The sequence below is a fragment of the Shimia sp. W99 genome, from assembly GCF_053851455.3.
In genome coordinates, this window is record NZ_JBSQBU020000001.1 from 2936879 (window position 1) to 2959665 (window position 22787).

A 22787-nucleotide genomic window follows, 5' to 3' on the forward strand; every position below is an offset into this window, starting at 1 on the left:
GGATCAGTCTCCGGTTTTCTCTGAAGTGGTCTTGCTCAGGTAGCCCTTGATAGCTCCGGGGTTGGCATCCGCCGTCTTGAGCGACTTGGGCCCTTTCTCCATCGCCAGCTCGTCAACAACGCGCTTGTATTCGTCGAGATAGCCTTCGGGCAGGCGGTGCGCGATACCCTGGTGGCAGTCGATACAGGTCATGTTGTTGTCGATCGCGCGCTGGTGTTCCTTGGCGGCGCGGGTCTCCTGAATGGTGAAGTCCATGTAATCGAAGTTGTGGCAGTTCCGGCATTCACGGCTGTCGGACGCTTTCATCTTCTTCCAGGTCTGCGAGGCCATCTTCAGGCGGTGATCTTCGTATTTCTCAGGCGTGTCGATGGTGCCCATCAGCTCGTGATAGACATCTTTCACTGCCATCACCTTGGCTTTGACCTTGTGGTTCCATTCCTTGGGCACGTGGCAGTCCGAACAGATCGCACGCACACCCGAGTGGTTGTTGTAGTGGATCGTTTCGCGGTACTCGCCAAGGTTGGTTTCCATGGTGTGGCAGCCGGTGCAGAATTCCTCGGTGTTGGTCATTTCCATGGACCAGTGGAATCCACCCCAGAACAGGATGCCTGCCATGAAGCCGACGATCAGCGTGAAGCCCACGCTGAGCACCCCGGACGGGCTCCAGAACCAGCCCCAGATGCGGCCGAGCAGCCCCGGTCTTTTGTCTTGGTCTGACATGATCGTTGTCCTTTCCGCGCGCCTCAGTTCGAGGGGTTGAAGGTATTGTCGACCAGCGCGGGCGCTTCGGCCTGCGGTACGTGACACTGGTTACAGAACCAGCGGGTGCCAGCCACGCTGTCAAGCTGGTTGCCGTCACGGTCGAGGTAGTGGGTCATCGACAGGGTTGGTGCGCCGCGTTCACCCGCATTGCTCCAGTCATGGCAGGCCAGACACTGGTTTGCCGAGAGGTCGATCTGGTAGCTGTCGATCTGGTGTGGGACCAGCGGCGGCTGCTGACGATAGTTGCGCACGAACCGTTTTTCTTCCTGACGGTAGTTGTCTTCGAGCGGCACGTATTCATCAACCTGCGATCCGCGCAGGCTTTTGACATTGCTGGCCTGCTGAGCGACGGCCAGGCCGCCTGCGGCAACCACGGCCGCTATGGTCAGGGCACTGATGAGGCGTTGTTTTTTCATCTTGCTATCTCCTTGGCTCGCTCAGGCGGCTTTGCCGACCTTTGGCGCAGGGTTGGATCGAGTTCGGACACGCCCCGGCGCGGGCGTCTCGTCGAAACGATGGGTAAAGTGGAAAACGTCGACCGAGCACACGTCGATGCAACGGCCGCAATTGGTACAATCCGGCGACAGGATCAGAGGGGTGTCCTCGTCCGAGCCGCGCAGGGCGGGGGTGATCACGTGCATTTCCGGGCACACGGCGAAACAGTCCATGCAATCGTCACAGGCTTCGCGTTTGTCGGCGGTGATGCGGAGCACGGATTTCTGGCCCAGAAGGCCATAGAAGGCGCCCACGGGGCAGAGGTGGCCGCACCACCCGCGCCGCGCGAGGATCAGATCAAACAGGAAGACGCCAATCACGAAGGCCCAGGCAAAGCCCATGCCAAAGATCAGCCCGCGATGCAGCATCGAGATCGGGTTCACGAACTCCCATGCGATCGTGCCGGTCAGGGCCGAAACAACGACCACCATGCCGAGCATGAAATACCGGGTGCCCCGCTTGGGCTGCCAGCCCTTGGGCAGGTCGAGCTTGCGGTGAAGCCAAGAGGCCGCGTCTGTCACCGGGTTGATCGGGCAGACCCAGCTGCAATAGACCCGGCCGCCAATGAGCGCATAGGCCACGCCCACGATTAGCGCGCCGATAAGCGCCGTGAGTTCGGGCCAGTGGCCGGCGGCCAGGCCCTGGAGCGTGATGAAGGGGTCGGTCAGCGGCAGTATGTCAAAGGTCATCGACCCCGAGAGGTTGCCTTTGACCCACCAGATGCCGAACCACGGCCCCAACAGGAACAGCGACAGGAAAAACGCCTGGCTGACCCGACGCAGGATCAGGAAGCGGTGGGCGTTGAACCAGCCTTTGTCGCGGATGGCTTCGGCACCGACGGGGAGATGGGTCTTGTCACTCATCAGTTCGACCCCCCTGTGCCGGGCAGCGAGAAGGACGGATTGAACCCGCCTTGCATGCTTGGATCGGGGATCGTGTCCCCGGTAAAGCCACCGGGCGCAACAAGGTTGTCCGTGCCCGGTCCGGGCAGGCGGTCGGGCAGGTCGATCAGCTCGTCAACCAGCGGGTTGTTCTCTTCCCAGCCGCGTTTGTAATGGTCGGCGGCTTCGGCACGCGCCGTGCGCATCGGCAGCACCTTGATTGCGCTTTCGCCCGGCAGAACGCAGGATTTTTCGCATTTGCCGCAGCCAGTGCATTTGTCGGCATGCACCGTGGGCATGAAGATCGCGTGGTGACCCGAACGCGCGTTATGCGTGGTCTCAAGCGTGATCGCCTCGTCAATGACGGGGCAGACGCGATAACAGACGTCACAGCGAAGGCCCAGCGCATTCAGGCAGTTTTCCTGATCGATCAGGACGGCGACACCCATCTTGGCGTCGTCGATATTGGTCAGCCCCTTGTCGAGCGCACCTGTCGGGCAGGCGGCGACACAGGGGATGTCGTCACACATCTCGCAAGGGATGTCGCGGGCGGTGAAGAACGGCGTGCCGGTGGCAGCGCCATCCACACCCAGTTCGGCCAGCACCAGCGTGTCATAGGGGCAATCGCGCACGCAAAGACCACAGCGGATGCAGGCAGACAGGAAATCATCTTCGGCCAGAGCCCCCGGCGGGCGGATGGCACGGTCTGGCAGGGCGCGGGCGTCCTGAACCAGCCAGGTAAGTCCCATGCCCGCCACGGCACAGCCTGCCGCCCCGCGCGCTGCATCCTGAAGGAAGCGGCGGCGGTCGCGGTTCTTGATCTGTGTCGACTTGGCGGACATGGGTTTCTCTTGGGGTTAGCTATTGAGCCAGAAGGTGAGCGCGTCAGGCGCGCTCAATCTTGCAGGCACATTTCTTGAAGTCGGTCTCTTTCGAGATCGGGCAGGTCGCGTCCAGCGTCAGCTTGTTTGTCAGCTGGCTTTCGTCAAACCACGGCATGAACACAACCCCTTTGGGCATCTTGTTCCGGCCACGGGTTTCGACCCGGCTCACCACATCGCCACGACGGGTCGACAGGGTGATTTCCTGACCCCGGCGCAGACCGCGATCCTTGGCGTCCGACGGGTGCATGTAGACCACGGCAGACGGGTAGGAACGGTGCAGTTCCGGCACACGACGGGTCATCGAGCCCGAGTGCCAATGCTCAAGCACACGGCCCGTGACCAGCCACAGGTCATACTCGGCATCCGGCTCTTCCGGGGCGGGTTCGAACGGCGCGAAGATGATGTTCGCCTTGCCATCGGGCTTGCCGTAGAATTTGACGCCTTCGCCCTCTTTCACATAGGGGTCATAGCCTTCGCGGAAGCGGTAGAGCGTTTCCTTGCCATCGACGACCGGCCAGCGCAGACCGCGGGCATTGTGGTAGACATCGAAGTCGGCCAGATCGTGCGCCTTGCCGCGCCCGAAGGACGCGTATTCCTCGAACAGGCCCTTCTGAATGTAGAAGCCGAAATGTTCGGATTCGTCATTGTCAAAGCCTTCTGCGGTTTCAGACAGCGGGAACTTGTCCACCTGACCGTTGGCATAGAGCACCTCGAACAGGGTCTTGCCCTTGTATTCGGGGTTGGCATCGAGGATCTCGGCCGGCCACACTTCGTCGGTCTTGAAGCGCTTGGAGAACTCCATCACCTGCCAGACGTCAGACCGAGCCTGACCCGGTGCCTTGACCTGCTGACGCCAGAACTGGGTGCGACGCTCGGCGTTACCATAGGCGCCTTCCTTCTCGACCCACATCGCGGTGGGCAGAATCAGGTCAGCGGCGAGCGCGGTAACGGTCGGATAGGGATCGGACACCACGATGAAGTTGTCGGGGTTACGATAGCCCGGCCAGCCTTCTTCGTTGATGTTCGGCGCCGCCTGCATGTTGTTGGTACACTGCACCCAGTAGGCGTTGATCTTGCCATCCTTGAGGTGACGGTGCTGCAGAACCGCGTGGGCGCCGACCTTGCCGTTGAGCAGACCCTTGGGCAGCTTCCACTTTTCTTCCGAGAAGGTGCGGTGGCCTTCGTTGGCGACCACGAGGTCGGCGGGAAGACGGTGGGCAAAGGTGCCAACCTCGCGCGCGGTACCACAGGCCGACGGCTGACCGGTGAGCGAGAAGGGCGAATTGCCCGGCTCGGAGATTTTGCCGGTAAGCAGGTGGACGTTGTACATCAGCGAGTTCACCCACGAACCGCGGGTGTGCTGGTTGAAGCCCATGGTCCAGAGCGACATGACCTTGCGGTCCGGGTCGGCGTACTGGGCAGCAAGGCGCAGCAGCGCGGATTCCGGAACACCGGACATTTCGCTGACTTTCTCGAGCGTGTATTCCGAGACGTATTCCTTGTAGGCCTCGAAATCGATCTTCTCGAGCTTGCCGTGTTTGCCTTCGTGGCTGGGATTGGCGGCTGCCTGTTCCAGCGCGTGTTCGGGGCGCAGGCCATAGCCGATGTCGGTCGGGGTCTTGGTGAAGTTGACGTTCTTGTTCACGAAGTCCCAGTTCACCGCGTCATTGTCGATGATGTACTTGGCGATGAAGTTCAGGATCGCGAGGTCGGTCTGCGGTTTGAAGATCATGCCGTTGTCGGCCAGCTCGAACGAGCGGTGTTCGAAGGTCGACAGCACGTGCACCTGGCTGCCCGGCTTGGTCAGGCGGGTGTTGGTCAGGCGCGACCACAGGATCGGGTGCATCTCGGCCATGTTCGAGCCCCAGAGCACGAACGTATCGGCGTGCTCGAGGTCATCATAGCAGCCCATCGGTTCGTCGATGCCGAAGGTACGGATAAAGGCGGCCACGGCGGACGCCATGCAGTGACGCGCGTTCGGGTCGATATTGTTCGAACGGAAGCCGCCCTTCATCAGCTTGGACGCGGCATAGCCTTCCCAGACGGTCCACTGGCCCGAGCCGAACATGCCGATGCCATCGGGACCTTTTTCCTTGAGAGCGGCTTTCCACTTTTCGGCCATGATGTCGAAGGCCTCTTCCCACGACACCGGTGTGAATTCGCCTTCCTTGTCGTACTTGCCGTTGGTCTTGCGCAGCAGCGGCTGGGTCAGGCGGTCTTCGCCGTACATGATCTTGGACAGGAAGTAGCCCTTGATACAGTTCAGGCCCCGGTTCACGGGCGCCTTGGGGTCACCCTGGGTGGCGACGACGCGGCCATCCTTGGTGCCGACAAGAACCGAGCAGCCGGTGCCGCAGAAGCGGCAGGCGGCCTTGTCCCAGCGGATGTCAGGGGTGCCGACCTGTGCGGCAGCGGCGCTGGGCAGGGTGATCCCGGCAGCCGAAGCGGTTGCGGCGGCGGCCGAGGCTTTCAGAAAGGAACGTCGGGACGTTGGCAATGTCATGGCAGGGCCTCCTCAGAGCGTATGCGCGGCGGCCGTGTCGGGGCCGAGCGGTTCGAAATGGTGATAAGTGAGCGTGACGGTCAGCACGCCGGGGATCTGGTGCATGTCCATGATCTGATCCGATGCGCGTTTGTCAGCGGTGTCTTCAACGGTGACAACGATGCGCCCGTTTTCATGGGCGTGCACCTCGCCGCCTTCGGTCGCGTTGATCGCGGAAATGACTTCTTCGGCCTTTTCCGGAGTCGCATGGACCAGGCATCCGCAGATGTTCAGCATGGCTTTTCCTCGCTGTGCTGGGGGGTGATTTGGTGAAAGGCAACAGCGCCCGCCGGGCAGGCCGCCGCGCAGGCGCCGCAGCCGATGCAGGTGTCGCTGTCAAAGGTGATGTCGGCCCGTCCGTTAAGCTGGGGGCGGAACCGGATGGCCCGCTGTTCGCACTGATCTTCGCACGTCCGACAGGTGATGCCCTGCAGGTTCAGGCAGGACGACGTGGGTTTCGCACGCCAGTTCCAGCCCTCGGCAGGCAGAATGGCCTCTGGCTCGCAAACCGATGCGCACACCCCGCAGAAGGTGCATTCTCCCTTGGTCAGATCGACCTTAGGCAACCCGTCCTCGTCGCGGAAGATTATCGCCTCGGGACAGGCCTTGATACAGGCATCACACTTGGTGCAGATCTCGGCAAAGTCGTCAGGTGTCAATGCGCCGGGAGGACGCATGACATTGGGCCGCGTAAAGCGGCCTCTCAGGAAGGAACGACGGGCTGGCTTATGAGACATGCTCTTGCTCGCGAAAACATCGACATAGCCATAGAGCGAAACCCCGAGTCGGGTACTTGATCTGCATCATACAAATGCAGATTTTTCTGGATTAAGTCCCTGTAAAAATTCCAAAAATTGAATAAGTAGATGCTGCCCCGCAGCAATTCTGCTGCGAGCCAATAAAACATGACTGAATCGTGCACCTTTTAGTGGTTTCTCACTGGGCGGCGCACGGAATCCTTGCCATTTGGCACCGATTCCAAAGTTCAGAAAGAGCACCAAGAAGTTGAGCGACATCCGCCTCGGAGTGAACCGGGGACGGGGTGATTCGCAGCCGTTCCGTACCCTTTGGCACGGTCGGATAGTTGATCGGCTGGATGTAAATCCCGAACTCTTCCATGAGCGTATCGGAGATGAATTTGCATTTGACTGGGTCACCCACCATCACCGGGATGATGTGGCTCGGATTGGGCAGATGCGGGATGCCAAGCGCGTCGAGACCGGCGCGCACCGCGGCCACGCGGTCGCGCTGACCCTGGCGTTCGCTGCCCGATTGCTTGAGGTGGCGCACCGACGCGGCCGCACCAGCGGCGACTGCTGGTGGCAATGCCGTGGTGAAGATGAACCCGCTGGCAAAGCTGCGCACGAAATCACACAGTTCGGTCGAGGCGGCGATGTATCCGCCGACAACGCCGAATGCCTTGCCCAGCGTCCCTTCGATCACGGTCAGGCGATCCATAAGACCTTCCTGCTCCGCAATACCGCCGCCGCGCGGGCCGTAAAGACCCACGGCATGCACCTCGTCAAGATAGGTCATCGCGCCGTATTTGTCGGCAAGGTCACAGATTTCCGCGATTGGAGCGATGTCACCATCCATCGAGTAGACGGATTCAAAGGCGATCATCTTGGGCGCATTGGCAGGCGCCGCAGCCAGCTTGGCCTCGAGATCAGCCAGATCATTATGCTTCCAGATGACCTTCTGTGCCCGTGAGTGGCGAATGCCTTCGATCATGGAAGCATGGTTGAGCGCGTCCGAAAACACGATCATGTCAGGAATTTCCGAAGCCAGCGTCCCCAACGCCGCCCAGTTCGAGACATAGCCCGAGGTAAAGAGAAGCGCGGTTTCCTTGCCATGCAGATCGGCCAGTTCACGTTCGAGAAGAACGTGGTCATGCGTCGTGCCGGAAATGTTGCGCGTGCCCCCTGCCCCGGCGCCACAGCGATCCAGTGCGTCATGCATGGCGCCGGTCACGTCGGGATGCTGACCCATGCCGAGATAGTCGTTCGAGCACCAGATCGTCACGTCCTGCTGCTGTCCCGATTGCGCGGTGTGCTCCGCACGGGGGAAATCGCCACGATAGCGGGCGAGATCGGCGAAGACGCGGTAGTTACCCTCGTCTTGCAGCGCAGTCAGGCGGTCTGAAAAGTAGCTCTGAAAATCCATGGCGGGCCTCTTGCGGTTTCTTGAGTGTCAGAAACCACATTCAGGCCGGTGAATTCTTGACCAACGTCAAGAGCAGCGTCGATCCGCATGTCATGGACGTCTCGTCATTCATTTGATAGGGCTGTTGCCATGTTGGGCCGCAGAGCGGGCCACAGGACTTAAGGAAACACGCGTGCCACACGAAATTCACAAGGCAATTGCGCGGAACGCGCTGTTGATGAAGGCGTTGCCGGATCAACATATCGAAACGCTTCTGAGCAAGGCGCTCTGGCGGCATTACGACCGCGGCGAAACCCTGTTTCTTCAGGATGAGGAAGCCACCGCGATCCATATCGTGCTGGATGGGTGGGTAAAGCTTTACCGCGTCACACCGAACGGCAACGAGGCGGTGGTGAGTGTTTTTGCGCGCGGAGAGAGCTTTGGCGAAGCCGTGGCGCTGCGCCATATGCCCTATCCGGTTTCGGCAGAGGCGGCGACCGCCTGCGACGTGATGCATATCCCGACCAACACGCTTGTCGATCTGATCCGGCACGATAGCGAAGTTGGCCTGACCATCCTGTCGTCAACCTTCAACCACCTGCATTCTCTGGTCAGCCAGCTGGAGCAGCTCAAGGCGCAGACCGGTGCACAGCGTGTCGCCGAGTTCCTGTTGAGCCTTGCGGATTGCGAAAGCGGGTCCTGCACGGTCAAGATGCCCTATGACAAGGTGCTGATCGCGGGCAGACTGGGGATGAAACCCGAGAGCCTGTCGCGGTCCTTTGCGCGGCTCAAGGATGCCGGCGTGAAGATCGAGAAAGACGTGGCGCGCATCAAGGATGTCGAAACGCTGCGTGATTACGTCGAAGTCGAGCATTAGGGCGTTTCACCCGGCAAGGTAGAGACCCAGAATCGTTGCGCAGAACAGGCTCAGCGTCAGGGTAAAGCCCCGCGCCCAGCTTGGCGCGGATGCCAGGTCAAGATAATCGCGCAGGATAATCCGCGCCTTGAGTAGCGCGAGCAACAGGATTGCCGGTGCCGCGATGCGGATCGGCAAACCCATCGAGCATGCTGCCGCAAAAAGAGACAGTCCGACCAGCATGGCCCAGGCGCGAGTGAGCTTTGCGTGCGTCATCAGCGTCATCCCAACAGGTAGATCACCGGGAACAGAAGTACCCAGACCAGGTCGACCATGTGCCAGAACTGCGCCCCGGCCTCGATATTGCGGGGCGCGTCCTTCCACGCCACCAGCAGCAACAGCACAACACCTGCCACGACATGCGTAGCGTGAAAACCCGTGAGCAGGTAGTAGAAGGTAAAGAACGGGTGCGTGTCCCACGCAATGCCCTGCGCGGCCTTGTCGGCGTACTCCGCTCCCTTGATGATCAGGAACACGATGCCCAGCGCCGCCGCGCCGACCAGCGCCAAACGCGCCTTCAGACGCGCGCCGCCGACCCGCCAAAGATAGGCCCGCGCTGCGAGGTAACCCGAGGTGACCAGCACCCCGGTATTGAGCGCCGCCCCGGTGCGGTGCAAATGCGATTGCGCCTCGGCAAAGCCAGCCGGATCGGTCAAGCGCACCCCCATAAAGGCCAAGAGTCCGGCTCCGAACACCAACAGTTCCGAGATGATCAGCACCCACATCATGAGTTCGCCCGGCAAGGCGCCCGGTGGATGCGTGCTGTCTGTTTGACTCATCCCGTGACCAGCTGCTTGTAGATTTGCGGCAGGGCATAGATCAGCTTATCCGGGTCCGGGATGATCGAGAAGCCGCCCTGCCCGAACATGCGCGCAAACCAGCTTTTTCCGTCCCGGTCCACGGTCACGCCATAGACCGCATGTCCGGCACGACGCGCCTCGCGGACTGCCATCGCAGTGTCTTCGATCCCGTGGCGCCCTTCGTAGTGGTCAAGGTCGTTTGGCTTGCCATCGGTGATCACCAGCAGCAACCGGCGCTTGCGGGTCTGTTCGGACAGATCCGCGGACACATGCCGGATCGCCGCCCCAAGGCGGGTGTAAAAGCCGGGGCGCAAGCTGCCGATCCGCTGTTCCACCAGGGGGCTCATCGGTTCGTCAAAGCCTTTGCATTTCTGGATATATACCCGGTCACGCTTGAGCGAGGAGAACGCGTGAATGGCAAAATCATCGCCACAAGCATTCAGACCCCACGCCAGCGCGTCCAGCGCTTCGCGCTCGATGTCGATCACGGCGCGGCCAGTAATGGCGCTCTCGGTGGAGCGGCTGACATCAAGCAGGATCGACACGGCCAGATCGCGCGCTTCGGGGCGCGATTGCAGCCAGATCCGGTCAGAGCCTTCACCATCGGCAATCCGGTCGACCTGCGAGCGCACGGTGGCGTCCATATCCAGCGCATCGCCGTCCAGATGCCCGCGCGTGGTCACGCGGCCCGGGCGGAGCGCCTCGAATTGCTTTTTGACGGCCCGAATGCGCCGCGCCGCCACCGGATCACGGGCATAGGCCTGATTTTCCTCTTTCGCCTCGGCATCCGAGGTCAGAACACAGACGTGATCTTGCAGATACTGGCCCGTGCGCACATCCCATTCGGGATACATGATCTTGCCCGAAAGCCTCTCGCGGTCGACGTCTTCAGGGGCGAGATCAAGATGCAGCTTGAGCTTGGTCGGCGGGGCCTTGGAAATCTGTCCCAGGCCGATCTCGTCCTGATCATCCGCCGCTTTCTTGGCATTGTCGGGATCGTCGTCATCCACGCGGCGGTTGAGGTTCAGGAACTCGGCCCAACTCAGGATCGCTTCGAACTTGTGAAGGATGAAACTGTCCGTGCGCTCGGCCTGATCCGACTTGCGGCGGCGTGCACGGTGGGTTTTCTCGTTGGTATCGCCTTCTTCCGGCGGGCCTTCGGTTTCGCGGTTCTCGACCTCGTGGCCTTCCGAGAACTGCACGGGGCGCAGTTCGGGCCACAGCGGAACGGGCCGGAATGTCTGGTATCCGCGCGGTGCGGAAATTCCGTCAAGCGCGTCGTTTTCCATGGCCTGCCAAAGCGGTTGCGCGCTGGCAGGAAGGTCGTCGCCAAGCATGTGGCGCACGATGTCATCCACCGCCGCCTCGTCGCGGGGCAGGTCCGATTTCAAGCGATAATGCAGAATACCCTGACACAACGCATGATAGAGATCGCGCAATCCGGGCGCGTCTTCCAGCGTGTCAGCGACCATCTTGCGCGATGCGGCCAGCGCGCGCAGATCGGCGCGCAGCGGGTCATCCTCGGCCACGCGGTCCGGCGCATGGGCAGCCACGGCGGCCAGCCAGACATACATCGCGCCGTTTGCCTCGCGCGTGGGCAACACGGCCAGACGCGACGGCAGACGCAGGATTTCACCGTCAAAGCTTGTGCGCGCAACCAACTCGGCCTCGGTGCCAAGGCGACGGCGCCAGCTCAGACGGTGACGGGAAATCTCGTCGGAGACGGGGCGCAGTTCGACGCTCGAACTGCCCCCCAATCCCCTGAAAAGAACTGCCAGCCGCCCGCCAACCTCGGAAAGGTCAACTCCGGCCTCATCATGCGCCTCTGGCGCATCAAGGCGACTGGCAAAATTGTGCCACAGTTTCCCGACGGTTTCTTCGGGTTCCCATGGCTCAAACTCGATCTTAGCCATTACCGGCCTCACCCAAAGACAGCAGTGACAAGATCGAAGAGGCCGCGTTTGATGTCCTCGTCATCAGTAAGCGGTTCAATCATGGCCGCGCGAATGGCGCGATCCACGTTCATTCCCTGCGCGATCAGGGTGGCGGCATAGACCACGAGGCGGGTCGAAACCCCTTCCTCCAGATCCTGCCCCTTGAGGCCGCGCAGCTTGTTGGCCAGACGCACGAGCGGTTTCACACGCTCCAGCTCCAGACCGCTTTCCTCGGCCACGACCTTCTCCTCGAGATTGGGTGTGGGGAAGTCGAATTCGACCGAGATGAAACGCTGCCGTGTCGACGGTTTCAGCGTCTTGAGGATATTCTGATAGCCCGGGTTATAGGACGCCACGAGCATGAAGCCGGGAGCGGCTTCGAGTTCTTCGCCGGTGCGGTCGATCGGCAGGATGCGACGATCGTCGGTGAGCGGGTGCAGCACCACGGTCACGTCCTTGCGCGCTTCGACCACCTCGTCGAGGTAACAGATCGCCCCTTCGCGCACCGCGCGGGTGAGGGGGCCATCGACCCAGACCGTTTCACCACCCTTGAGAAGGTAACGCCCGATCAGGTCAGCGGCGGCCAGATCGTCATGACAGGCAACCGTGTAAAGGGGGCGGCCCAGTTTCGCGGCCATATGGGCCACAAAGCGGGTTTTGCCGCAGCCGGTCGGACCCTTGAGGAGAACCGGCAGATTGTTGGATGAGGCAGCTTCAAACACGTCGCATTCGTCGCTTTGGGCGAGGTAGAAGGGGGCGTCTGCCGCCCCCTTCAGTTCGGGGTTCATTGAACCGTCCATTTTCATCACTCCGCAGGCGTCTCAGCCGAGCCGGCTTCGATGATTTCCTTGCGCGGTACTGCCATCGAGTAGATGAACAGGATCGCACCGAGGACAACCACCAGACCCGCACCAAAGCGCATGTAGTAGAAGAGTTCCACCGAGTCCTGAACGTCCATGAAGTATTCGCCAAGAACACGCTGCATGTGCGTTTGCACGGTGCCAGCAAAGGTCAGGACGAAGGTCATGAACACCATGCCCGAGGTCATCATCCAGAACGACGCCATGTTGAGAACCTGGTTGTAGGGATCACGGTTGCGCAGCACCGGAAGGGCATAGCTGATGATCGCGAGGTTCAGACAGACATAGGCACCGTAGAAGGCCAGGTGACCGTGAGCGGCGGTGATCTGCGTGCCGTGGGTGTAGTAGTTCACACCATGCAGCGTGTGCAGGAAGCCCCAGACACCCGCGCCGAAGAACGCCAGAGTACCACAGCCGAGCGACCACAGGAGGGCAGCTTTGTTGGGGTGGTCACGACGCCCTTTCCAGACCATGACAAAAGCGAAGGCCATCATGGCGAAGAAAGGAACAACTTCGAGCGACGAAAAGATCGAGCCGATCCACTGCCAGTAACCGGGCGTACCGATGAAGTAGTAGTGGTGACCTGTACCAAGGATACCCGAGAACAGGGCGGCGGCGACGATCACGTAAAGCCACTTCTCGACGACCTCGCGGTCAACACCGGTCAGCTTGAGCATCAGGTAGGCGAGGATCGAGGCCATCACCAATTCCCAGGTGCCTTCCACCCACAGGTGCACGATGTACCACCAGTACATTTTGTCGAGTGCCAGGTTATGCGGGTTGTAGAAGCTGAACAGGAACAGCAGCGCCAGACCCCAGAGACCCAGAAGCAGGATGTTGGTGATCGCGGTTTTCTTGCCTTTCAACACCGTCATCGAGATGTTGTAGAGGAAGATCAGCGCGGCCACGACGATACCGGCCTTGACCCATTTGGGCTGTTCGATGAACTCGCGGCCTTCTTTACCCAGCAGCCAGTGACCTTCGAACAGGTTGAACACATAGGTCACAACCACGCCCAGCGTGCCGACCACGAGGATCAGAAGCTGGAGATAGGCAAGCTTTTCGCTGTGGATTTCCCGCTCGGATTCCTCCGGGATCAGGAAGTAGGCAGCGCCGAAGAAGCCCAGCAGCAACCAGACAACCAACGAGTTGGTGTGCAGCATCCGAACGATGTTGAACGGCAGAAGCTCGGACAGCGTGTTCGGCGAGACATAGATCCAGCCAGCCAGAAGGCCGCCCAGAACCTGGATCGCGAACAGGCCCATTGCCACGGCAAAGTAGACCAGCGCGATTTTTTGAGATTTGTATTTCATTGGTTCAGACCTCCTTAACCCGCTTCATTCGGTGGCCAGTCCTGCGCGTCGATCGTGTTGATCCACAGGAAGAACTCGGACAGGTGACGGATTTCGTCGTCACTCAGATTGAAGTTGGGCATTTGGCGGCGTCCCTCGATCCCGGTCGGCATGGCTTCCATCCAGCCTTTCAGGGTTTCGAAAGCGGCCTCCGGGTCGTCATCGACGCCCCAGCGGGTCATCACGTTCACAAGCTCGGGTGCAAAGTATGCCCCTTCGCCCAAGAGCGTATGACAGTTGATACACGCATTATCTTCCCACACCTTTTTACCCAGCGCGACTTCTTCGGACAGGGTTTCTACGTTGGTGGAGGTAGTGACGATATAGCGATGCGAATGGAACGATAGTCCCAGGAAGATGATGATGAAAAACAGTGACCCGCCGTAGAAGATGTTTCGGGCCATGCTTTTTGTCATGACTTCGCGCATTGGGCTCTCCTTTGCGCCAGGTTGATAGTGGAACACTTATCGGCGGAGGTCCGCCGATCTTCCTTAACAAAAGTCAAGCTTGCGGATTCATTGCTGGGGAAAACATGAGGGTTTTCTTCTTAGTTTTGTATTTTCAGGTATTTAGCCGCTTACACGGGGTTGTGTCAGAGCAGGCCAAAGGCTGAGAACAAACAGGATGAACACACAGCCCCAAAGCAGGCTGATGCCCGCCATCAACGGGAAATAGGCATCGGGACTCAGGATCGGGACAAGCCAGCGCGCCAGCGCCGTCAGGGCCAGCAACCCGTAGGACAATGCCACGGCGCGGGGCGCGACCAGGGGGCGCCCCGAGTGCCCGAGCGCGGCACGACTCATCACGGCCAGGGTCATGCCCCCGACACCGCCAATCCCAATCACGTGCAGCGCTGCAACCTCGTGGCCAAGACCCAATCCGGCCGCACCCCAGAGAATCAGGCCGATACCCAGCGTTCCGAGTCCGAGATGAAGGGCAAAGAGAATCGGCTGTTTCCATGCCCAGCCCGCGCGCCACCGGCTGATGCGGAGCACCTGAACGACCCCCAGCAAAATGGCCGCGATGGCCGGCAGGACGCCGGGAACGGGAAGAAGAAGAAACACAGGCAGGAGCAGACCGAGCACAAGGGACGCTCGGTCGGAGACCGCGCATGCGGCGGGCCATTGCTCTTCTGGCACACCTTCCCGCTTCATCGCGTTGCGCGTGAAGGCCGGGGTGATCCTGCCACCCAGCACAACGATCATTGCACAGAGCGCAAACAGACCTGCCCGCAGCCCCGTTGCGGCGCTATCCTGGGTCACGCCGCTCCATTCAAGGTGCACCGTCAGATTGCCGAGCCAGAGCAGGGTGAGGATCAGCAAGAACATCAGGTTCTGCGGTTTGGGCCGTTTGATCAGCTGAGTCGCGATTTTGAGCCCGAGAATTGGCACGAAGGACAGGTCGAACGCCGCGACAAGGCCGGGAGGCAGCGCCCCCGAAAACCACATGGCCAGCCGCCCGGCCAGCCACAGCCCCGCAGCCACCGACAAGAAGGAAAGGCGCGCGGCGGGCGTGTTGGTCCAGTTCGGCACAGCGGTCAGGAAGAAGCCGCCCATGGCGGCCCCGGCATAGCCAAAGATCATCTCATGGGCATGCCACATGATCGGGTCATGCGCGTACAGGAACGTCGCGTCGGTGCCGGTGGCCGTGATCAGCCACACCGCCCAGACCAACCCCACGAACACACCGTAAAGGCCGGCCAACAGGAAAAAGACCCGAAAGCCCTCGCTCAGAATACGTTTGAGAGTAGACACCTGACCTTCTCCATTGATCTGCGCTCGCCCCGATGGGGGCGGGTTTCTGGCGGCGTGCCGTTTGGATGAGAAGGGAGCGGCACGCCATCTGCTCTTGCGTGCAAGAATATGTCTGCGCCTGCGGCCGCTCTTAACAATTGTCAAAGGGCGGCGAAATTTTTCACTGCGACGTCTTTGCAAATCGGAAGGGGAGCTAACAAAAGTCAAGGATTGGAATCGGTGATCCCCCTCATATCCGACCTGCCTCACCAGCAAAGGAGAGTGATCATGTCGCTTGGAATCACCTACAAAAAATCTCGTCGGGCACTGGGAGTCGGCTTTGCTTTGCTGCTTGGCTCCACCGCTGCGCCCGCATTGGCAGAAGGCCCCACCTTGAGTGAGGAAGCCTTTGAAGCCTCCAAACAACTGTACTTTGAACAGTGCGCGGGCTGCCACGGCGTTCTGCGTAAAGGCGCCACCGGCAAAAACCTGGAGCCGCATTGGAAAAAGACTGCCAAGGATGGCACCGTCACCGAAGGTGGCACGCTGAAGCTTGGCCAGGAACGCCTTGAAAAAATCATCGCCTGGGGTACCGAAGGCGGGATGAACAACTTCTCGGACATCATGACCGAGCAGGAAATCAAGGACATGGCGACCTACATCATGATGGATCCGCCGAAGCCGCCGGAGATGTCGCTCGCTCAGATGAAAGAGACCCGCAAGGTCTATGTCGAAGAAGCCGATTACCCGACCGAGCCGCTGCACGGCCGCAACTGGGAAAACTTCTTCGTCGTCATCGAGCGTGACGTAGGTAAAGTGGCCGTTGTCGACGGCGACACCAAGGAAGTGCTGACACACATCCCCACCGGTTACGCGGTGCACGTTCTGAAAGCCTCCGAGCACCACAAGCTGGAAGAGCCGGAAAACCCGGGCCGCTTCTGGTACACGATGGGCCGCGACGGCAAGATGACCAAGATCGACCTCTGGCAGACGCCGGACAAGATGCTGGTTTCGGAAGTCAAGATCGCATACGATGCACGTGACGTGGCCGTTTCCGGCGACGGCAAATACGTGATCGGTGGCGGTTACTGGCCTCCGCACTTCGCCATCGTCGACGCACAAACCATGGAACCGCTGAAAGTCGTTTCGACCCGCGGTGTAAACGTGGACGGGGACTATGTGGAAGAAGCCCGCGTGGCCGCCATCTACACCACCCCGAACGAGCCGACCTGGATCGTTGCCGTGAAAGAACTCGGCCAGCTGTGGCAGGTGGACTACACCGATCTCGACAACCTGCGGATCGACAAGATCAACTCGGCCAAGTTCCTGCACGATGGGTTCTTTGATCCGACAGGTCGTTACTTCCAGATCGCGGCAAACGCCTCGAACAAGATGGTTGTGGTTGACACCAAGACCCACAAGCTGGAAGCGATGATCGATACCGCAGCCCTGCCGCACCCCGGCCCCGGCGCCAACTGGAACGACCCGAACTGTGGTCCGGTTGCCGGTACGACCCACCTGGGTGTTGGTACTGTGACCGTTTGGGGCAACGACCCCGAAGGCCACCCGGACCAGGCGTGGAAAGTCTGCTACGAGACCGAAACCGATGGTGCCGGCCTGTTCGTACGGACTCACCCGAATTCGGACTACATCTGGGCGGACCAGACCAAGCACCCCGAGCCTGAAATTCAGCAGTCGGTGCAGGTCATCTCGAAAGAGACCGGCGAAATCGTGAAAACGATCCAGATCACCGAAGAAGAAGGCAGCGCAGCTGTTCACTTCGAGTTCAACGCTGACGGTACCGAAGTTTGGGTGTCCAAGTGGAACCTGTCGACCTCGAAAGAGCCGAACGGCGAGATCGTGATCTTCGACGCGAAAACGCTGGAAGAGATTGGTCGCGTGAAGGGCCTCTACGCCCCGACCGGCAAGTTCAACGTCTACAACCGTTCGAACCACGTCACCTGATCGTGACCTGAGACCACCTCGGAAGGGCGGGCCACGCGCCCGCCCTTCTTTTCTTGCACCGCGGTGCCGGATTGCGACGACCGCGGGGAACCCGGGCAGAGCATAAACCCCGGATTTTGCCCCCCGCTCCTTGCAATCCAACACCCTCAGACCCCGGCAAACGGGGCCCTCTTAGAAGAGTGACAGACGGAGCCTGGAGATGACCCAGACCAACGAACCAGAAACCAAAAAGCCCCTGTGGAAGCGCTATGTGCTCTGGGGTATGCCCATCGGTGGGGTCCTCGTGGCCTTTATCGCCGGGATCGTCTTCTGGGGTGGTTTCAACACCGCCATGGAAGCTACCAACACCAAGGATTTCTGCATCTCGTGCCACGAGATGGAGAACTTCGTATACCAGGAATACAAGGGCACGATTCACGATGTGAACCGCTCGGGTGTGGGCGCCGTTTGCTCGGATTGCCACGTGCCGAAAGACTGGACACACAAGATCATCCGCAAGATCAAGGCCTCCAAGGAAGTCTGGGGCAAGATCACCGGCAAGATCAACACACCCGAGAAATTCGACAAGCACCGCCTGCAACTCGCGATGAACGAATGGGAGCGGATGAAGAAGACCGACTCGGTTGAATGCCGCAACTGTCACCACTTCGACTCGATGCTGCCCGAGTTCCAGAAACCGCGTGCCCGTCAACAACACCTGAACGCCATGACCGCCGGTCAGACCTGTATCGACTGTCACAAGGGCATTGCACACAGCGACCTGAGGGGCCGTGCGGACGAGGAGTATCTTGAAGCCCTCGAAGCGCCGAACCCGAAATTCGTGCGCGAAGTGCCGCAGAAATACCTCGACAGCCTTGCCAAGATCGAAGCCATCGAGGCAGAGGAAGCCGAAGCCAAGAAAACTGCGGAAAAAGCTGCTCGTGACGCGGTTCAGGCCCAGATCGCCAGCGCGGTCGACGCGGCCCGTGCCGAGGAACAGGCCAAGGCTGCTGGTCAGGCAACCGAAGCTGATGCCGGTGACGCAGTTGGCGCAAACGTCGACTGGGCCTCTGTCAGTGGCGCCGATCTGACGTTGTTCTACCCCGGTCAGGCCTCGTTCGAATGGGTGCAGAACGGCAAAACCCACGGCGGCGCGCGTCCGCTGACCAAGGGTGGCGATCAGTGCACCACCTGCCACGCGGCAGAGCTTGAAACCATCGGCAACAAGATCGTCGGCGGCGCCGGAGGCAAGGACGGCGAGCTTGAGCCGACCCCGATTCCGGGCAAGCCTGGCATCATCAATGCCACGGTTCAGGCGGCACATGACGGCGAGAATGTCTATTTCCGCCTGCAATGGGCCGACAATCCGCACGCCCCGGCACCGTTTGTGGACGGCGGCAAGATGGACCCGGACAACCAGGTGAAGGTGGCCATGATGATCACCGGCACCGGTATCGAGATGGGCGAGCAAGTTGGCTGCTGGGCAACATGCCACGCAGACAACACCTACATGCCCGCAGATCCGGGTGCGGATGCCATCGCTTCAGCTGCCGAGATCGCCGCTCAGCTTCAGGCAACCGACACCATCACCAAGTACCTCGCAGAGTCCCGTACCGACATCGAGATCAAGGGACGTCGTGCGCCGCAGGGTGGCTGGGACAAGCTGAAGTCTGCGGAAGAACTTGACGCCTATCTCAACGATGGCACCTTCATGGACCTGATGCGCGTCTACGCCGACGGCAGCGCCACCAACGGCTACCTGCTTGAGCGCCGGGTGCAGAACGAAGGCGAGATTGCCGCCTCTGCCAATCTGTCGGCCGGTATGTGGACTGTTGTCTTCTCGCGGCCTCTGGCCGGGGGTGTGGGCGACGTGCCGCTCGAGGCGGGCAAGACCTACACTGTGGGCTTTGCCATCCACGACGACTTTGCCGCCGCACGTTTCCACCACGTCACGCTGAACACGACGATGGCGCTGGACAACGGCGAAGCACAGATCAACGTGGTTGGTCAGTAAACAATCAGACGGTGGCCGGCGATTTCCCGGCCACCGCTTTTTGGTCAGGAGTGAACCCATGCGTATCCTTAAACTTCTCTCACCTGCCCTGCTGTCGCTCGCGGCAGCTTTTCCCGTTTTGGCGGGTGACGACGACAAGGCCGCAATCTGCGCCGAAGCCGAGGAACGCTATGTCGAGATGTTCGGCGCACCGTCTTCCGAAGCCGAGGGCGTGACGGTCGTGACCATGTACAAGTACAACTTCTGCCCTGCTGAAATCACCGTGCCCGTTGGCACAACCGTGCGCTGGGTGAACGTGGACAAACGCACAAGCCACAGCGTTCTTTCGCCCGATGCCAGCATGCCGGAATCCGACCGCGCCTTCCCCGAAGAGCATGTCGAATTCACCTTCCTTGAACCGGTCGACGCCCAGACACTCTGTGGCCCGCATTGGGAAACCCAGAACATGATCGGAATGGTCAAGGTTCAGGACTGAACCCGCCGTTGCCCCGAAAATCAGGAAGGTCGACTTTCGCGAGGCTCTAGCCGGAAGCGCTGCAAGGTCCGACGCTGCTTTTGGCACATTCAGCGGAGCCGAGAAGGACCGCAGTGAACCGAAAGTGCCTCGCTTGCAATAGCGCATCACTGGGCCGTGGCGCAGCGACCCAACATTTGAAGGACAGCACTTTATGCCCGCAAAACCCGAATACCCTCACAGTCGTGCGTCAAACTCGGCCAAATCGCTGTGCCGGGGGACGGCCCAGCGATGCGCTGCGCCTTCGGCTTGATTCCACGTGGGGCGAACAGTCGTTCTGTCCGGCGAGCGGACGTAAAGCCCCTGAGAGAACCTGTGTGCCAAAAACGGTCATTTTTGCCACTTGTCGCTCGAGGGCTGAAACCACTGCAAATACTTGTGCCACAAACCCTTGTAGATTTTGACACGGTTTTGCCACCAACACGAACAGCCAGCACTTATTCAACACGCAACATCGGTCAAGAAGGCTCGAAGCAATCACCAAATGACTCTGATCGCAATCCTATTTCGCCCAGGCTCTGACCCCAAAAACCTCTATCTCTAATAGATATTTATCTGCCGCATCTATTTCGCCCTGCCTTAACTTTTGTCAAGGAAGCGCGGGCGCCCAGGGGCCAATCTCGGGCCCATGAAACGCCAGGATTCCCAAGCCAGAATTTTCTCTTCCGGTGCCGTTTACGGCGCGGAGTCCGGGCCTGTCCGCATCCACACCAACAAGCGAGATTTCCCATGACCGGTAAAGTGTTCCTGATTGGAGCCGGCCCAGGCGACCCCGAGCTGATGACCCTGCGCGCCCTGCGTATGCTGAAAGAGGCCGACGTTGTGGTCTATGACCGGCTTGTCTCGGACGAGATCATGGAGCTTTGCCCCGAGGGCGCAGAGCTGATCGCGGTTGGCAAATGCCCCAAGAATCATCTCGTCCCGCAGGACCGGATCAATGAAATCCTGTGGGAGCAGGCCACGATGGGGCGCAAGGTGGCGCGACTCAAAGGCGGTGATCCGATGATCTTTGGCCGCGGCTCGGAAGAGGCCGCCTATCTCTTGGATCGCAATATCGAGATCGAATACGCCCCCGGCATCACTGCTGCTCAGGGCGCAAGCTGTTCGACCGGCGTGCCGCTGACCCATCGCGGGCTGGCCACGGGCGTTCAGTATGTCACCGGGCACCGTCAGGCGGACAAGGTGCTTGATCTTGACTGGAAACGTCTCGCGGACCCGGACACGACGCTGGTCGTCTACATGGGAGTGGCCAACATCGGTCAGATCGCCGTGGGCCTGATGACCGAGGGTCTCAAACCCTCGACTCCGGTCATGGCGATTTCTCGTGCCACGGCGGCAAACGAAGAACGCATGGTTTCGACCCTTGGCACCATCGCGCAGGATTGCCGCGATGCCGGTCTGAAACCTCCCACCCTCTTTATCATCGGCAAGGTCGTCTCGCTTTATGCCCATAAACCGCAAGACCTGCCCGTCGAAGCGGTGAGCGCAAATGGATAGGTTTGAAAAAGCATATCGCGACCCGATCCCGCGCCCACCCCGGCGGCGGCGCAACGCCCTGACCGGCAATGCAGTCTTCACTGGGGCGCTCTTTCTGGCAACCATGGCGCTGGCCACGGACGCGATTGACCCGGACGCTCTCAAGCGGCTGGTGGTTCAGGATTGCGGCTCCTGCCATGGGCTGACGCTCAAAGGCGGCTTGGGTCCCGACCTGCGCCCCGAAACCATCGAACATTACGACGTCGAGGTGCTCAGGGACGTGATCCTTGACGGCATCCCCGACACCCCCATGCCGCCCTGGCGCCCGCTGATGAGCGAGGCAGAAGCCGAATGGGTGGCCCGTTACCTGCTTTCCCCGGAGGACATGCAATGAAATCGCTCGGCCTGACGCTGGCAGCGGCGCTTTTGGCGACGACTGCGTTTGGTGAACCCACCGCGACGGGGGATCTCGGTCTGGTGATCGAGCGCGCGCAGGGTTCTGTGCTTCTGGTGGACCAGTCCGAACGCGCCGCGCTGGCGCGGATCGAAGGATTGGGCGATCTCAGCCACGCGTCGCTGGTCTATTCACCGGACGAACGCTTTGCCTATGTGTTTGGCCGTGACGGTGGCCTCACCAAGGTCGACATCGTCACCCGCGAGATTGCCAACCGCGTGGTACAGGCCGGAAACGCCATCGGCGGTGCAATCTCGGATGACGGAACCCTCGTAGCCGTGTCCAACTATGAGCCCGGTGGTGTGCGCATCTTTGATGCTGACACGCTGGAAATGGTTGCCGACATCCCGACCGACAGCAAGACCATCGGCCTTGTCGATGCGCCGGGGCGCCGTTTCGTGTTCACCATGTGGGACACCGGCGAGACATGGATTGCCGACCTGTCGTCCGGTGATCTCGACATCACCAAGATCCCGGACATGGGCGACCGTCCCTATGACGCGCTGATCACCGCCAATGGCCGCACCTATATCACCGGACTTTTTGGCGAAGACGGGCTGACCGCGCTTGATCTCTGGGACGAGAATCCCCAACCGATCCGCGTGCTGCCCAATTATGGGCGCGGCCAAAAGGAAATGCCGGTCTACAAGATGCCCCACCTCGAAGGCTGGGCGCATACTGGCAACGAATTTGTCCTGCCCGCCGTGGGCCATCACGAGGTTCTATGGATCAATTCCGAAACACTGGAGGAAAGCGGACGCACCCAGACCTATGGCCAGCCGGTCTTTGCCATGGCGCGCCCCGACGGGCGGCATGTCTGGGTGAACTTTGCCCATCCGCTCAACGACACGATCCAGGTGATCGACACGGTGAGCAAGGAAATCATCCACGAGTTCAAACCCGGCCCCGCCGTGCTGCACATGGAGTTCACGCCGCGTGGCAACGAGGTCTGGATCAGCGTGCGCGATGCCGGAAAGGTCATGATCTACGACACGCACAGCTTTGAAAAGCTGCGCGAGATTGACGCCGACAGCCCCTCGGGCATCTTTTTCACAGCGCGTGCGCACAGGACGGGACTGTAAGC

The 22787-nt window shown here is 60.5% G+C and carries 22 protein-coding genes; 7 read left to right on the forward strand and 15 right to left on the reverse strand.

Translation table 11 applies throughout. The features are described 5' to 3' along the window. Positions 1 to 3: 3 nt before the first annotated feature. The 8 genes from ACS3QZ_RS14315 to hemA form a co-directional block, all read right to left on the reverse strand. Complete coding sequence (locus ACS3QZ_RS14315; protein ID WP_456038450.1) at positions 4 to 720, reverse strand: NapC/NirT family cytochrome c; 717 nt, start codon at positions 718 to 720, stop codon at positions 4 to 6. A gap of 23 nt (positions 721 to 743) precedes the next feature. Next, positions 744 to 1178: a nitrate reductase cytochrome c-type subunit gene (locus ACS3QZ_RS14320; RefSeq protein ID WP_093092143.1), complete on the reverse strand. Its 435-nt coding sequence runs from the start codon at positions 1176 to 1178 to the stop codon at positions 744 to 746. A 21-nt stretch (positions 1179 to 1199) separates the two neighbouring features. After that, the gene (gene napH, locus ACS3QZ_RS14325) at positions 1200 to 2120 is read right to left on the reverse strand and encodes a quinol dehydrogenase ferredoxin subunit NapH (protein WP_456038451.1); all 921 of its coding nucleotides are present in this window, start codon (positions 2118 to 2120) and stop codon (positions 1200 to 1202) included. Further along, positions 2120 to 2980 (reverse strand): ferredoxin-type protein NapG, encoded by an 861-nt coding sequence (gene napG, locus ACS3QZ_RS14330; protein ID WP_456038452.1) that lies wholly within the window; start codon positions 2978 to 2980, stop codon positions 2120 to 2122. Before napG ends, napH begins: the two co-directional genes overlap by 1 nt. 43 nt (positions 2981 to 3023) lie before the next feature. Continuing rightward, positions 3024 to 5525: a nitrate reductase catalytic subunit NapA gene (napA, locus tag ACS3QZ_RS14335; RefSeq protein WP_456038453.1), complete on the reverse strand. Its 2502-nt coding sequence runs from the start codon at positions 5523 to 5525 to the stop codon at positions 3024 to 3026. Between the two features lie 12 nt (positions 5526 to 5537). Continuing rightward, the gene (locus tag ACS3QZ_RS14340) at positions 5538 to 5801 is read right to left on the reverse strand and encodes a chaperone NapD (RefSeq protein ID WP_456038454.1); all 264 of its coding nucleotides are present in this window, start codon (positions 5799 to 5801) and stop codon (positions 5538 to 5540) included. Continuing rightward, entirely contained in the window at positions 5795 to 6301 is a 507-nt protein-coding gene (gene napF, locus ACS3QZ_RS14345; RefSeq protein ID WP_456038455.1) for a ferredoxin-type protein NapF, read from the reverse strand. The genes ACS3QZ_RS14340 and napF overlap by 7 nt, the downstream gene beginning before the upstream one ends. Before the next feature lie 199 nt (positions 6302 to 6500). Next, positions 6501 to 7727 carry a 5-aminolevulinate synthase gene (gene hemA / locus ACS3QZ_RS14350; protein WP_456038456.1) on the reverse strand — a complete coding sequence of 409 codons (1227 nt, stop codon included), beginning with the start codon at positions 7725 to 7727 and terminating at the stop codon, positions 6501 to 6503. Between the two features lie 172 nt (positions 7728 to 7899). Between hemA and ACS3QZ_RS14355 the strand changes: the two genes are divergently transcribed. Beyond that, a complete protein-coding gene (locus ACS3QZ_RS14355; RefSeq protein ID WP_456038457.1) occupies positions 7900 to 8583 on the forward strand; it encodes a Crp/Fnr family transcriptional regulator in 684 nt (227 codons plus the stop codon). 6 nt (positions 8584 to 8589) lie between these two features. On the opposite strand, the gene ACS3QZ_RS14360 is transcribed toward ACS3QZ_RS14355, so the two are convergent. The 7 genes from ACS3QZ_RS14360 to ACS3QZ_RS14390 all read right to left on the reverse strand — a co-directional run bounded on the left by ACS3QZ_RS14360 (position 8590) and on the right by ACS3QZ_RS14390 (position 15322). Next, positions 8590 to 8838, reverse strand: a complete 249-nt coding sequence (locus ACS3QZ_RS14360) for a cytochrome C oxidase subunit IV family protein (protein WP_456038458.1) — start codon at positions 8836 to 8838, stop codon at positions 8590 to 8592. 5 nt (positions 8839 to 8843) lie between these two features. Then, a complete protein-coding gene (locus ACS3QZ_RS14365) occupies positions 8844 to 9401 on the reverse strand; it encodes a cytochrome c oxidase subunit 3 (RefSeq protein ID WP_456038459.1) in 558 nt (185 codons plus the stop codon). After that, the gene (locus ACS3QZ_RS14370; RefSeq protein WP_456038460.1) at positions 9398 to 11335 is read right to left on the reverse strand and encodes a nitric oxide reductase activation protein NorD; all 1938 of its coding nucleotides are present in this window, start codon (positions 11333 to 11335) and stop codon (positions 9398 to 9400) included. The genes ACS3QZ_RS14365 and ACS3QZ_RS14370 overlap by 4 nt, the downstream gene beginning before the upstream one ends. A gap of 8 nt (positions 11336 to 11343) precedes the next feature. Next, complete coding sequence (locus ACS3QZ_RS14375; protein WP_456038461.1) at positions 11344 to 12156, reverse strand: CbbQ/NirQ/NorQ/GpvN family protein; 813 nt, start codon at positions 12154 to 12156, stop codon at positions 11344 to 11346. Between the two features lie 5 nt (positions 12157 to 12161). Next, the gene (locus ACS3QZ_RS14380) at positions 12162 to 13529 is read right to left on the reverse strand and encodes a cbb3-type cytochrome c oxidase subunit I (RefSeq protein WP_093092162.1); all 1368 of its coding nucleotides are present in this window, start codon (positions 13527 to 13529) and stop codon (positions 12162 to 12164) included. 14 nt (positions 13530 to 13543) lie between these two features. Next, complete coding sequence (locus tag ACS3QZ_RS14385) at positions 13544 to 13996, reverse strand: c-type cytochrome (RefSeq protein WP_093092164.1); 453 nt, start codon at positions 13994 to 13996, stop codon at positions 13544 to 13546. A 141-nt stretch (positions 13997 to 14137) separates the two neighbouring features. Then, complete coding sequence (locus tag ACS3QZ_RS14390) at positions 14138 to 15322, reverse strand: NnrS family protein (protein ID WP_456038462.1); 1185 nt, start codon at positions 15320 to 15322, stop codon at positions 14138 to 14140. Positions 15323 to 15589: 267 nt separating this feature from the next. On the opposite strand from ACS3QZ_RS14390, the gene ACS3QZ_RS14395 reads away from it, so the two are divergent. From ACS3QZ_RS14395 to ACS3QZ_RS14420, 6 genes are all read left to right on the forward strand, one after another. Beyond that, positions 15590 to 17266, forward strand: a complete 1677-nt coding sequence (locus ACS3QZ_RS14395; protein ID WP_093092168.1) for a cytochrome D1 domain-containing protein — start codon at positions 15590 to 15592, stop codon at positions 17264 to 17266. 199 nt (positions 17267 to 17465) lie between these two features. Continuing rightward, a complete protein-coding gene (locus ACS3QZ_RS14400) occupies positions 17466 to 19259 on the forward strand; it encodes a NapC/NirT family cytochrome c (RefSeq protein ID WP_456038463.1) in 1794 nt (597 codons plus the stop codon). A 58-nt stretch (positions 19260 to 19317) separates the two neighbouring features. Then, on the forward strand, positions 19318 to 19734 hold the full coding sequence (locus ACS3QZ_RS14405; protein WP_456038464.1) for a plastocyanin/azurin family copper-binding protein: 417 nt from the start codon (positions 19318 to 19320) through the stop codon (positions 19732 to 19734). 768 nt (positions 19735 to 20502) lie between these two features. Then, entirely contained in the window at positions 20503 to 21270 is a 768-nt protein-coding gene (gene cobA, locus ACS3QZ_RS14410; RefSeq protein ID WP_456038465.1) for a uroporphyrinogen-III C-methyltransferase, read from the forward strand. Beyond that, entirely contained in the window at positions 21263 to 21643 is a 381-nt protein-coding gene (locus tag ACS3QZ_RS14415) for a c-type cytochrome (RefSeq protein ID WP_093092175.1), read from the forward strand. The genes cobA and ACS3QZ_RS14415 overlap by 8 nt, the downstream gene beginning before the upstream one ends. Then, positions 21640 to 22785 (forward strand): cytochrome D1 domain-containing protein, encoded by a 1146-nt coding sequence (locus ACS3QZ_RS14420; protein ID WP_456038466.1) that lies wholly within the window; start codon positions 21640 to 21642, stop codon positions 22783 to 22785. The genes ACS3QZ_RS14415 and ACS3QZ_RS14420 overlap by 4 nt, the downstream gene beginning before the upstream one ends. The last annotated feature ends 2 nt before the right edge of the window (positions 22786 to 22787 follow it).

Excerpts from the sequence above, each read along its gene's own strand:
- ACS3QZ_RS14415 (WP_093092175.1), top strand. The coding sequence starts at position 21,263 with ATGGATAGGTTTGAAAAAGCATATCGCGACCCGATCCCGCGCCCACCC.
- ACS3QZ_RS14360 (WP_456038458.1), bottom strand. The coding sequence starts at position 8,838 with ATGACGCACGCAAAGCTCACTCGCGCCTGGGCCATGCTGGTCGGACTG.
- ACS3QZ_RS14420 (WP_456038466.1), top strand. The coding sequence starts at position 21,640 with ATGAAATCGCTCGGCCTGACGCTGGCAGCGGCGCTTTTGGCGACGACT.
- ACS3QZ_RS14340 (WP_456038454.1), bottom strand. The coding sequence starts at position 5,801 with ATGCTGAACATCTGCGGATGCCTGGTCCATGCGACTCCGGAAAAGGCC.
- ACS3QZ_RS14320 (WP_093092143.1), bottom strand. The coding sequence starts at position 1,178 with ATGAAAAAACAACGCCTCATCAGTGCCCTGACCATAGCGGCCGTGGTT.
- hemA (WP_456038456.1), bottom strand. The coding sequence starts at position 7,727 with ATGGATTTTCAGAGCTACTTTTCAGACCGCCTGACTGCGCTGCAAGAC.
- ACS3QZ_RS14380 (WP_093092162.1), bottom strand. The coding sequence starts at position 13,529 with ATGAAATACAAATCTCAAAAAATCGCGCTGGTCTACTTTGCCGTGGCA.
- ACS3QZ_RS14385 (WP_093092164.1), bottom strand. The coding sequence starts at position 13,996 with ATGCGCGAAGTCATGACAAAAAGCATGGCCCGAAACATCTTCTACGGC.
- ACS3QZ_RS14400 (WP_456038463.1), top strand. The coding sequence starts at position 17,466 with ATGACCCAGACCAACGAACCAGAAACCAAAAAGCCCCTGTGGAAGCGC.
- ACS3QZ_RS14395 (WP_093092168.1), top strand. The coding sequence starts at position 15,590 with ATGTCGCTTGGAATCACCTACAAAAAATCTCGTCGGGCACTGGGAGTC.
- napH (WP_456038451.1), bottom strand. The coding sequence starts at position 2,120 with ATGAGTGACAAGACCCATCTCCCCGTCGGTGCCGAAGCCATCCGCGAC.
- napG (WP_456038452.1), bottom strand. The coding sequence starts at position 2,980 with ATGTCCGCCAAGTCGACACAGATCAAGAACCGCGACCGCCGCCGCTTC.
- ACS3QZ_RS14365 (WP_456038459.1), bottom strand. The coding sequence starts at position 9,401 with ATGAGTCAAACAGACAGCACGCATCCACCGGGCGCCTTGCCGGGCGAA.
- ACS3QZ_RS14315 (WP_456038450.1), bottom strand. The coding sequence starts at position 720 with ATGTCAGACCAAGACAAAAGACCGGGGCTGCTCGGCCGCATCTGGGGC.
- napF (WP_456038455.1), bottom strand. The coding sequence starts at position 6,301 with ATGTCTCATAAGCCAGCCCGTCGTTCCTTCCTGAGAGGCCGCTTTACG.
- ACS3QZ_RS14405 (WP_456038464.1), top strand. The coding sequence starts at position 19,318 with ATGCGTATCCTTAAACTTCTCTCACCTGCCCTGCTGTCGCTCGCGGCA.
- napA (WP_456038453.1), bottom strand. The coding sequence starts at position 5,525 with ATGACATTGCCAACGTCCCGACGTTCCTTTCTGAAAGCCTCGGCCGCC.
- ACS3QZ_RS14370 (WP_456038460.1), bottom strand. The coding sequence starts at position 11,335 with ATGGCTAAGATCGAGTTTGAGCCATGGGAACCCGAAGAAACCGTCGGG.
- ACS3QZ_RS14375 (WP_456038461.1), bottom strand. The coding sequence starts at position 12,156 with ATGGACGGTTCAATGAACCCCGAACTGAAGGGGGCGGCAGACGCCCCC.
- cobA (WP_456038465.1), top strand. The coding sequence starts at position 20,503 with ATGACCGGTAAAGTGTTCCTGATTGGAGCCGGCCCAGGCGACCCCGAG.